This is a genomic window from Pseudoalteromonas sp. Z1A6, from assembly GCF_011378745.1.
In the GTDB taxonomy this organism is placed as follows: domain Bacteria; phylum Pseudomonadota; class Gammaproteobacteria; order Enterobacterales; family Alteromonadaceae; genus Pseudoalteromonas; species Pseudoalteromonas arctica.
In genome coordinates, this window is the sequence record NZ_WTKW01000164.1 from 1 (window position 1) to 9,344 (window position 9,344).

Annotated in this window: 11 protein-coding genes; 10 read left to right on the forward strand and 1 reads right to left on the reverse strand. The window is 41.1% G+C overall.

Annotated features, from left to right (window positions below; genetic code table 11):
• Positions 1 to 551: 551 nt before the first annotated feature.
• From hisG to GQR46_RS11585, 10 genes are all read left to right on the forward strand, one after another.
• Complete coding sequence (hisG, locus tag GQR46_RS11540) at positions 552 to 1,451, forward strand: ATP phosphoribosyltransferase (RefSeq protein WP_007580644.1); 900 nt, start codon at positions 552 to 554, stop codon at positions 1,449 to 1,451.
• Positions 1,452 to 1,456: 5 nt separating this feature from the next.
• Positions 1,457 to 2,758 (forward strand): histidinol dehydrogenase, encoded by a 1,302-nt coding sequence (gene hisD / locus GQR46_RS11545; RefSeq protein WP_165741015.1) that lies wholly within the window; start codon positions 1,457 to 1,459, stop codon positions 2,756 to 2,758.
• The gene (gene hisC / locus GQR46_RS11550; RefSeq protein ID WP_165741016.1) at positions 2,748 to 3,857 is read left to right on the forward strand and encodes a histidinol-phosphate transaminase; all 1,110 of its coding nucleotides are present in this window, start codon (positions 2,748 to 2,750) and stop codon (positions 3,855 to 3,857) included. Before hisD ends, hisC begins: the two co-directional genes overlap by 11 nt.
• Positions 3,854 to 4,915 carry a bifunctional histidinol-phosphatase/imidazoleglycerol-phosphate dehydratase HisB gene (gene hisB / locus GQR46_RS11555; protein WP_165741017.1) on the forward strand — a complete coding sequence of 354 codons (1,062 nt, stop codon included), beginning with the start codon at positions 3,854 to 3,856 and terminating at the stop codon, positions 4,913 to 4,915. Before hisC ends, hisB begins: the two co-directional genes overlap by 4 nt.
• A complete protein-coding gene (gene hisH, locus GQR46_RS11560) occupies positions 4,912 to 5,502 on the forward strand; it encodes an imidazole glycerol phosphate synthase subunit HisH (protein WP_002960265.1) in 591 nt (196 codons plus the stop codon). The genes hisB and hisH overlap by 4 nt, the downstream gene beginning before the upstream one ends.
• Before the next feature lie 33 nt (positions 5,503 to 5,535).
• Entirely contained in the window at positions 5,536 to 6,270 is a 735-nt protein-coding gene (locus GQR46_RS11565; RefSeq protein ID WP_007580652.1) for a 1-(5-phosphoribosyl)-5-[(5-phosphoribosylamino)methylideneamino] imidazole-4-carboxamide isomerase, read from the forward strand.
• Positions 6,252 to 7,031, forward strand: a complete 780-nt coding sequence (hisF, locus tag GQR46_RS11570) for an imidazole glycerol phosphate synthase subunit HisF (protein ID WP_165741018.1) — start codon at positions 6,252 to 6,254, stop codon at positions 7,029 to 7,031. Before GQR46_RS11565 ends, hisF begins: the two co-directional genes overlap by 19 nt.
• The gene (hisIE, locus tag GQR46_RS11575) at positions 7,022 to 7,636 is read left to right on the forward strand and encodes a bifunctional phosphoribosyl-AMP cyclohydrolase/phosphoribosyl-ATP diphosphatase HisIE (protein WP_008138598.1); all 615 of its coding nucleotides are present in this window, start codon (positions 7,022 to 7,024) and stop codon (positions 7,634 to 7,636) included. Before hisF ends, hisIE begins: the two co-directional genes overlap by 10 nt.
• Before the next feature lie 108 nt (positions 7,637 to 7,744).
• On the forward strand, positions 7,745 to 8,278 hold the full coding sequence (locus tag GQR46_RS11580) for a hypothetical protein (RefSeq protein ID WP_165741019.1): 534 nt from the start codon (positions 7,745 to 7,747) through the stop codon (positions 8,276 to 8,278).
• 2 nt (positions 8,279 to 8,280) lie between these two features.
• Positions 8,281 to 8,466: a DUF1289 domain-containing protein gene (locus tag GQR46_RS11585; RefSeq protein WP_165741020.1), complete on the forward strand. Its 186-nt coding sequence runs from the start codon at positions 8,281 to 8,283 to the stop codon at positions 8,464 to 8,466.
• Between the two features lie 52 nt (positions 8,467 to 8,518).
• Here GQR46_RS11585 and GQR46_RS11590 read toward each other — a convergent pair whose 3' ends face one another.
• Positions 8,519 to 9,271 carry a tetratricopeptide repeat protein gene (locus GQR46_RS11590; protein WP_240922903.1) on the reverse strand — a complete coding sequence of 251 codons (753 nt, stop codon included), beginning with the start codon at positions 9,269 to 9,271 and terminating at the stop codon, positions 8,519 to 8,521.
• Between the last annotated feature and the right edge of the window lie 73 nt (positions 9,272 to 9,344).

A 9,344-nucleotide genomic window follows, 5' to 3' on the forward strand; every position in this document is an offset into this window, starting at 1 on the left:
ACGCCTTTTTTTATTCTCTAATTCAACTTTTTCAGCGGCAGCCCCACTTTGCACACCCGCAATATGAAAAGCACTTTTTGACTCAACTTCTAGCCTAGTTATTCTTCCTAAATAAGGGATCATAATATCCATAAGTACTTCCTTATTTTTTCATTTTATTCATTAACCACTTGGTTTGAGTGATAAACAACCAATTGTTGGCGAAAATTGCGCTTATTATCTTAATATTATCGACAGTTATAACATATGCTTTAATTAAGCTAAAAAAAACTTGCCATAATATAGCTGTTTATGTTTTTATGAATGCGAAATTTATTTAAACAGATAACAACTGCACGTTAACAAACCAACGGGCAGTTACATAGGATAAAAAATGCGCTTAAACCTGACAACAGTACATCATCACCACCATTCACCGGAATAACCTGTCAGGTCTTTCGCTGAGAGGTTATTCCTAAAAGGAACCTCTGGCGATTCAAATAACATTGATTCATTTTCGCCCTGAGGTTCCCCTCGGGGTTTTTAGTTTTTAAATTAAAGGAAAATGAATAATGAACAACAGTAATCGTCTACGTATCGCCATCCAGAAAGGCGGCCGCCTATCTAAAGATTGTCAAGATCTGCTTAAGCAGTTAGGTGTTAAACTTAACCTTCGTGAACAACGCTTAATTGCACACTCAACTAATATGCCAATTGACGTACTACGTGTGCGCGATGACGATATTCCGGGTTTAGTAATGGACGGTGTATGTGACTTAGGCATAGTTGGCGAAAACGTACTAGTAGAAGTTCAAGCAGAACGTGAACGCCAAGGTGTTCCAAGTGAAGTAACTAAACTTTCAAAACTAGACTTTGGTTACTGTCGTCTTGCACTTGCATGGCCACAAGAGCTTGGCGCTCGCGATAAGAGCTGGTTTGAAGGCAAACGTATTGCAACTACCTACCCAGAAATTTTAACTCAATGGTTAAAGCGCGAAGGTATTAACGCAAGTACAGTAATGCTTACGGGTTCTGTTGAAGTAGCACCGCGTGCGGGTTTATCTGATGCAATTTGTGATTTAGTATCTACTGGCGCAACACTTGAAGCTAACGGCTTGATTCAAGGCGAAACAATTTTAGAATCAAACGCGTGTTTAATTCAAAATAAAGATCTTCAAGATGCTGACAAACTAGCACTAATCAATAAGCTTATGCCGCGCCTACGTGGTGTTAGACAAGCTAAAGAAAGCAAATACATCATGCTACACGCACCAAAAAACAAACTTGATGAAATTTGTGAAATTTTACCAGGTTCTGGTCAACCTACTCTACTTGCCCTTGCTGGTAACGATGAATACGTAGCACTTCACATGGTAAGCAGCGAAACATTATTTTGGGAAACAATGGAGCAGTTAAAAGCCTTAGGCGCTAACTCTATTTTAGTTATGCCAATTGAAAAAATGATGGAGTAAGTGCCATGCTTCGTTGGAATGAGGAATCTTCACAAGTACAAGCAGCGGCGCTAATGCGCCCTGCAGTTTCTGCCAGTGCCAAGGTTGAAGCTATATGCAAAACTATTTTAGCTAACGTAAAAGAGCAAGGCGATGAAGCCTTACTTAGCATGGCTAAAGAGTTTGATAATAGATCTAACCCTCGCTTATGTGTTCCGCTTGATGAAATTAACGCATCAGAGCAAGCACTAAGTGCAGAGCTTAAATACGCAATTGATACCGCTTATGCAAACGTTAAACGTTTTCACGAAGCGCAATTGCCAAAAGATATTAAATTATCGACCCAACCAGGCGTTGTATGTGAACTGAAATATCAAGCCATCGAAGCAGTCGGTATTTATGTACCCGGTGGCAGTGCTCCACTGCCATCGTCGGTTATTATGCAGGGTGTATTAGCGCAGTTAAGCGGCGCAAAAACCGTTGTACTTGCTACACCGGTACAAGGTGATAAAGCGATTAACCCTGCTATTTTATATGCAGCTAAGTTATGTGGCATTACTACTTTAATAGAAAGTGGTGGCGCAGGCGCAATTGCAGCAATGGCTTATGGCACCGAATCGGTTCCTAAAGTGAACAAAATATTTGGCCCAGGTAATAGCTTTGTAACAATGGCTAAACAGCTCGTTGCGCAAACTATTCCAGGTATGGCAATTGATATGCCAGCAGGTCCGTCTGAAGTACTTGTTATTGCAGATGAACGTGCAAACCCAGAATTTATAGCCGCCGATTTACTCTCACAAGCAGAGCACGGTGCAGACTCGCAAGTTATTTTATTATGTAACAGCGAAAGTATAATAAAACAAACTCAGCAGGCACTTACTCGCCAGTTAGCTAATTTGAGCCGCAAAGAAACAGCCGAGCAAGCGCTCGCCAATTCTTCACTTATTTTAGTTGATTCAATTGAGCAAGCATTTGATGTATCGGCGCAGTACGGACCAGAGCACTTAATTTTACAACTAGGCGATGCAACACCATACCTAGATAAAGTTAAAAACGCAGGCTCAGTATTTGTAGGTGACTACACGCCAGAATCTGCAGGCGATTACGCATCGGGTACTAACCACGTGTTACCAACGTATGGTTACAGTGCAACATACTCGAGCTTAAACTTGCTTGATTTTTTCCGTACATACACAGTGCAAACAATTACTAAAAGTGGTTTAACCCAGCTTTCAAAAGCTATTTTACCACTTGCAGATGCAGAAGGCCTTGATGCCCACGCTAATGCGGTTTCAATTCGTTTAGAGGCAATTAAAAATGAGCAATGAGAGCGCACAAGCGTCTAGCTTATTACCTAAGAATATTGCAGCCCTTGCTGCATACAGCTCTGCAAAAAGTGAAAAGCTAACCGGTACTACGTGGCTAAATGCTAACGAAAGCCCGTATGCTAAAAACCTTGAACTGAGTATTGAAGATTTAAATCGCTACCCCGATCCACAACCGCAACTGGTTATTGACCGTTACGCCGCTTATACAGAGCTTGAAAGCGAAAATGTATTAATGACGCGCGGCGCAGATGAAGGCATTGAGCTTTTAGTGCGCACATACTGTGAGCCAGCCAAAGATAGTATTGCGCTATTTTTACCAACCTACGGTATGTACAAAGTAACCGCCGATACACACAACGTTGGTATTAACGCGCTTACCCAAGAATTATTATTAAGTGGCAGTGCTGACGAAATAGTTGCAGCTGTTGGCAGCTCAAAACTGGTATTTATTTGTAACCCAAATAATCCAACGGGCAGCTTAACGCCACTTGATAAAGTAAAAGCGATTGCAACAGCACTTATGGGTTCTGCATTAGTTATTGTTGACGAAGCCTATATAGAGTTTTGCCCAAAGCAAAGCGCGACTAAGCTTATTAATGAGTTTAGTAATGTAGTGGTTTTGCGTACGCTTTCTAAAGCCTTTGCGCTAGCGGGGCTCAGAACGGGCTTTACGCTTGCACAAGCGAGCGTACTAGCGCCAATTCGTAAAGTCATTGCGCCGTATCCGGTATCGGGCGTAGTAGCAAGTATTGCAGCGCAAGCAATTGCACCTGATGCAATTACATCAATGCGCCGCCAAGTTACTATTTTAAATAGCTTAAAAGCTAAGTTAGTGGATTGGCTAAACGCCTCCCCTGCTGCATTAAAAATTCTCACTGGTGAAGGTAACTTTGTTACTTTAAAATTAGCCGATAAAAACTATTTTAAAATTGCACTTGAGCAAGGTTTGGTTATGCGCGCTTTTACGCTATACGGTGAAGACGACTGGCTACGAATTTCAATTGGCAGTGAACAAGAACTTGAACAAGTAAAAATTTGGTTAGATGGCTTACAAACGCCAGCTACCGCAGCATCTTTAGCAGGAAACGAAGTATCATGAGTAACCCCTATTTATTTATCGACCGCGACGGCACTATCATTGAAGAGCCAATTACCGACAAACAGGTAGATAGCCTTGAAAAGCTAGCATTTTTACCTGGTGTTATTCCTGCGTTGTTACAATTACAAGCTGCAGGTTACCGTTTAGTTATGGTATCTAACCAAGATGGTTTGGGCACAGATAGCTTCCCTATTGCTGACTTTGATATAGCACAAGACAAAATGATGGACATAATGCAAAGCCAAGGCATTAGCTTTGAGACAGTATTAATTTGCCCTCACTTTAACGAGCAAAACTGCGATTGCCGTAAACCTAAAACGGGCTTACTTACCGAGCTTATGCGCTCAGGCAAAGTAGATTTAGCGCGCTCTTTTGTTATTGGCGACCGTGAAACTGATATTGGCCTTGCTCAAAACCTATGTTGTGAAGGTATTTTATACGACGGCGATTGGAGTGCGATAGTAACTAAATTGACCACTGCCAACCGCGAAGGTCGTGTTACACGCAACACAAAAGAAACCCAAATTGATGTGGCAATAAACTTAGATCAAACTAAAAATGGCAGCATAGACACCGGGCTTGGCTTTTTTGATCACATGCTTGATCAAATTCGCACGCACGCAAACATTGGTTTAAACATTAAAGCCAAAGGCGATTTACACATAGACGAGCACCACCTTGTTGAAGACATTGGTATTGCTCTTGGTGTTGCACTTAAACAAGCGCTTGGCACTAAATCGCAAATTGCACGCTATGGTTTTGCGCTTCCTATGGATGAATGTAAAGCTGAAGCACAAATTGATTTATCGGGTCGTGCATCATTTGTATTAAACGCTAACTTTAGCCGCGAAAAAGCAGGCGACTTAGACGTGCAAATGGTTGAGCACTTTTTCAAAAGCTTAAGTGATAATGCCGCCATTAGCCTTATTTTATCGGTAAGCGACGGTAACTGTCATCACCAAGTAGAAGGCTTATTTAAAGCATTTTCGCGCGCCCTTCGTATGGCAGTAGCACAAGACACGACCCAACAAACAGCCAGCTCTAAGGGATGTTTATGATTGCCATAATTAATACCGGTTGTGCCAATATAAATTCAGTACGCTTTGCGTTTGAACGCCTAGGGCAAACGCCAACAGTAATTACTTCACCAGAGCAATTAGCGGGTTTTGAGCGCGCTATATTACCAGGTGTAGGCCATGCATCGGTTGCTATGAAACGCCTAGTCGATAACGGCTGGCAACAAGCTATAAATGAATACCAGCGCCCGCTTATGGGAATTTGTTTAGGTATGCAGTTACTGTGCGAAAGCACCGAAGAAGGTAACGTACAGTGCCTAGGTAAAATACCAGGACAAGTAAAAGCACTTGATGTAGGCAACTTAACGTCGCCGCATATGGGTTGGAATAACTTAAGCGTTAACAAAGAGCATGCATTAACTAAAGGGCTAACGCTCGATGAGCAAGTCTATTTTGTTCACAGCTTTGCGCACACCGTAAACGACGCCACACTCGTGAGCGGCGAATATGGTCAAACCTTTTCAGCCATTGTTGCTAAAGACAATTACGCGGGCATGCAATTTCACCCAGAGCGTAGCGCGAAAGTTGGCGCACGTTTATTACAAAATTTTGTTGATTGGCAGTTGTAAGCTGCCCATTAACTAACAAAAAAGAGATTATTTGTGATTATTCCAGCATTAGACGTATTACAAAATCAAATTGTGCGCTTGTACCAAGGTAAATACGACACAGCACAGTTTTACCCTTTCGAACTTGGCGCGCGTTTAAAAGAATACGCCGACAGTGGCGCAGGTAAACTACACCTTGTTGATTTAGAAGGTGCACGCGATCCAAGTAAAAAGCAGTGGAAACATATTCAAGCTGCAACCAAAGCACTTAACGTACCTTACCAAGTGGGTGGCGGTATTCGCTCGGAGCAAGATGTAAGTGATTGGCTAAAAGCCGGTGCAAACCAAGTTGTTATTGGTTCAATGGCAGTAGAAAAACGTGAACAAGTAAAAACCTGGATTGAACAATTTGGCGCAGAGCACTTTGTAATTGCCCTTGATGTAAATAAAACAGCCACGGGCTGGGCACCTGCTACGCACGGTTGGTTAAGTGAATCTGAATTTGGTTTACTTGAGCTGGTAGATTTTTATGTAGGCTTAGGTGTTATCGACTTTTTATGCACGGACATCAGTAAAGATGGCACCATGACTGGACCATCGTTTGAGCTTTACGAAGACTTAACTCGCCACAACAGCACAATTAAAGTGCAAGCCTCAGGGGGCGTAAGCTCACTAGATGACATTAAAAAGCTTAAAGAGCTTGGTGTGGGCGGCGTTATTTTGGGTAAATCTCTGCTTGATGGCGCATTTAGCGTTGAGGAGGCATTGGCATGTTATCAAAACGCATAATCCCATGTTTAGACGTTAAAGACGGCCAAGTAGTTAAAGGCGTTAAGTTTAAAGGCCATGAAATAGTTGGCGATATTTTAACAATGGCTAAAGCCTATAGCGAAGCCGGCGCCGATGAACTGGTTTTTTACGAGATCAGTGCAAGCGTTGAAAAACGCCTACTTGATGTAAACTGGGTAGAGAGTATTGCACGTAATATCGATATTCCATTTTGTGTAGCCGGCGGTATTAAGTCAGTGGCTGATGCAGCGCGTGTTTTAGAGCGCGGTGCAGACAAAATAAGCATCAACAGCCCTGCTATTGCACGCCCTAAACTTATTAAAGAATTACACGATGAGTTTGGCAAGCAATGTGTTGTAGTCGGCATTGACAGCTTTTTTGATGAAATTACCGGCGAGTATTTAGTGTATCAATTGACCGGCGATCCTAATGCATCAAGCCGTACACGCTATAAAACACAAGAATGGGTTAAACGCGTACAAGACCTAGGCGCAGGCGAAATTGTATTAAACTGTATGAACCAAGATGGCGTTCGTAACGGTTACGACAACGAGCAACTAAGTAAAATTCGCGAGCTGTGTGACATTCCTTTAATCGCCTCTGGCGGTGCGGGTAGTATGCAAGATTTTGTTGATGTATTTAAACAAAGCAAAGTAGATGGTGCACTAGCCGCCAGCGTTTTTCATAAAAATGTGATTAACATTGGCGAACTAAAACAATTTTTAACAGATAACCAAGTGGCAGCAAGATTATGCAAGTAACACAACAAAACCAAGCTCAAGTCGATTTCGCTAAAAGTGACATGATCCCTGCTATTATTCAAGATGCCCGCTCGGGTGTTATTTTAATGCAAGGCTTTATGAACAGCGAAGCACTAAACGTTACGCTTGAGAGTAATAAAGTAACGTTTTACTCGCGTTCAAAATCGCGTTTATGGACTAAAGGTGAGTCATCAGAAAACTACTTAAATGTAGTATCTGTGCATACCGATTGTGACTACGATTCAATTTTAGTACTTGCCAACCCAGAAGGCCCAACGTGCCACTTAGGCACACAAAGCTGTTTTGGTGATGAAGCAAAACCAAGTTTAAGCTTTTTAGCACAGTTAGAAGATGTGATTGTTGCGCGTAAAAATGACGACCCTGAAAAAAGCTACACAGCCTCATTATTTGCAAAAGACTTAAGCCGTAGTTGTCAAAAGGTAGGTGAAGAAGGCGTAGAAGTTGCCCTTGCCGCTATGAAACACGATAACGATGAGCTAACAAACGAATCTGCTGATTTAATTTATCACCTGACAGTATTACTACAACGCCAAGGTTTAGCCCTTGAAGATGTAGTTAAATGCTTGCAAGGTCGCCATAAATAGCATTAGTTGTGACTAACAAAGAGGCTCATATTTATATGGGCCTTTTTATTTTTACAGTAAATCACGTGTGATATAGTGCGTGGCTAAATTAATCGGTTACTGTGAACTATGAAAAACTATATTACTCCTTCTATTGTCGTATTTATTTTAGTTATCGCGTTTATTTTAGCGGGCTGTACCAGCAAAACTAATCAGACTACAACGAATCAGTCTGTAAAAACCACAGTAACACCCGATGAATGCAGCACCATAAATAACCTAATAAATGGTTATGAGTCTGGTTTTAATTCAATCAAAACAGATAAAGTAAATAACCAGTTTACTAATCAATGGCGTACTAATACTCATATTATTGGAGCAACCTGTACGGTTACTTTAAATAAGTCAGAGCAAGCAAGCTACCAATGCCAAACACCTGTTAATACACAAACGCAAACCGTAAAGTCTCATCAAAAACTGGCTAAGAAATTACGCCAATGCTTAACCACAACAGGTTGGTTTGAAAGCCAAAAAGAAACAGCAAGTTCAATTTACAGCACCTTTGTACTTGATACTAAAACCCCTGTCATTACACTCTCTACCAATCAAGAAGGTAATGGGTTCACTACTCGCTTTGAAATTGCACCACCGTTAGGACTTTAATAATGCGCCAATTAAATCAAAACAAAAAACCATCTAAATTTAAAACTGATTGCCTAGGAATATGCGAAAGGCGCAGCGGTTACTGCACCGGGTGTGGGCGTACCAACGAAGAAATTTTTGATTGGATAATATTATCTGAAGATGAAAAAAAAACGATTTTAGAAACACCACGAGCAGATTTAAAGTAGTAACTAATTGTTAAATAGAGGCTCAAAAACTGAGCCTCATTACAGTGTGTATTTATAGCAATCTCAACAATTGCGAACCAGGTACACCGCTTTGTGGTAATAACGCGGGGGTAACTGCAAATACTTCTGGAATTTTACTTTTAATTTCATCCATCTTTTTACGGTTATTTTGTTTATCATAAACATAATATTTAAGGATATTTCCGTATACATTGTCTTTTTCATCAACCTGCTCTAGGGTTTTTAACGCTTTATCGTAATCAGCAAGGTAAATGTATGCCAGTGCTAAGTTATCAGCAGAGCCAACATGTAGCTTACCTTCAAGCTGTTTTGCTAAATCTTCAAGCTCTGCAACAGCAAGCTCATAACGCCCTAGCTGTATATAGGCCGTTGCTAGTGAATTTTTTAAAAAGTAAGGTGGGTTACTGCCCGGCTCGTACCATTTTTCGTAAGCACTCAATATGTCTTCATATTGCTCAAGTTTAGAGTAAACGTGATTTAGCAGCCTAAAGCTTTGTAGTTTGATTTCAGCTTCTTCAAAACCAGTAAGTTTGTCTCTATTCAAGTGCCAATCTTGAATGCCTTGCGCAGCTTGGTTTAAAAGTTCAGGGGTATCACTTTTTGCCCCAGCAGCACTTTTTAGAAGCTGTGCAAGTTGTTGTTTATATTCTTCACTTTTAACAGGAGCCTGAGACGTATTATTACTTTGCTGCTTGTTATCTGAACTACCGTCTACAATTTGCGCTGCAGCTAAAGCACTAAAAGACATTGCCGCCGCAACCATAACCAAATATTTACTTTTCATTGTTTTTTCCTTGTTTAACATTTTGATCCTCTGAATATTAAAGCTCTTAGAATGAGCAATATTCAAAAGTGGG

Coding starts and splice junctions, on each gene's coding strand:
- hisG (WP_007580644.1), top strand. CDS start 552: ATGAACAACAGTAATCGTCTACGTATCGCCATCCAGAAAGGCGGCCGC.
- hisD (WP_165741015.1), top strand. CDS start 1,457: ATGCTTCGTTGGAATGAGGAATCTTCACAAGTACAAGCAGCGGCGCTA.
- hisC (WP_165741016.1), top strand. CDS start 2,748: ATGAGCAATGAGAGCGCACAAGCGTCTAGCTTATTACCTAAGAATATT.
- hisB (WP_165741017.1), top strand. CDS start 3,854: ATGAGTAACCCCTATTTATTTATCGACCGCGACGGCACTATCATTGAA.
- hisH (WP_002960265.1), top strand. CDS start 4,912: ATGATTGCCATAATTAATACCGGTTGTGCCAATATAAATTCAGTACGC.
- hisF (WP_165741018.1), top strand. CDS start 6,252: ATGTTATCAAAACGCATAATCCCATGTTTAGACGTTAAAGACGGCCAA.
- hisIE (WP_008138598.1), top strand. CDS start 7,022: ATGCAAGTAACACAACAAAACCAAGCTCAAGTCGATTTCGCTAAAAGT.
- GQR46_RS11580 (WP_165741019.1), top strand. CDS start 7,745: ATGAAAAACTATATTACTCCTTCTATTGTCGTATTTATTTTAGTTATC.
- GQR46_RS11585 (WP_165741020.1), top strand. CDS start 8,281: ATGCGCCAATTAAATCAAAACAAAAAACCATCTAAATTTAAAACTGAT.
- GQR46_RS11590 (WP_240922903.1), bottom strand. CDS start 9,271: ATGAAAAGTAAATATTTGGTTATGGTTGCGGCGGCAATGTCTTTTAGT.